Raw genomic sequence first — 512 nt, forward strand, 5'->3', positions numbered from 1 at the left:
CGAGTGGGCCGACGGCGTGATGGCCGGGCGCCTCGCCGCGCTCTACCGCAGGCTGCTCGCCGCGCCGCAGGCCGCGCCGCCGGTGCGCGCTGCGCGCATCGTGTCCACCCGCTGAGGCGCTGCCCCGCCGGGGGCGAGGCTTGCGCGTGTCCGCGCCTGCGCACAAGATGCGGCGATCGAACACGGAGCCTCCCATGAACACGACCACGCTCACGATCACCGGCATGCGCGACGAGGAGTGCCTGCGCCTGGTGACCAACGCCATCCAGGACCTGCCCGGCATCGGCTGGCTGGAGATCTCGCTCGCGACCGGCGCCGCCACCATCGAGCACGGCGCCTTCGTCGCCGAGTCCGACATCCATCAGGCGATCGAGGACGCGGGCTTCGGCGTGCGCTGAACCACGCCCGGCGACACCCGGAGGGCGGCGGGCCGGCGCACGCGCGCGTCGGCCCGCCTCGCGCAACGGCCCTCGCCGGCATGGGAACCCGGGCACGCGCCGGCGCTCGAAGCT

Annotated in this window: 1 protein-coding gene; it reads left to right on the forward strand. The window is 75.4% G+C overall.

The annotated features are described in order from the left end of the window. The first annotated feature begins 194 nt into the window (after positions 1–194). The gene (locus tag C667_RS23860; RefSeq protein WP_004392538.1) at positions 195–398 is read left to right on the forward strand and encodes a heavy-metal-associated domain-containing protein; all 204 of its coding nucleotides are present in this window, start codon (positions 195–197) and stop codon (positions 396–398) included. Positions 399–512 lie beyond the last annotated feature (114 nt).

Source organism: Thauera phenylacetica B4P, assembly GCF_000310225.1.
GTDB lineage: Bacteria > Pseudomonadota > Gammaproteobacteria > Burkholderiales > Rhodocyclaceae > Thauera > Thauera phenylacetica.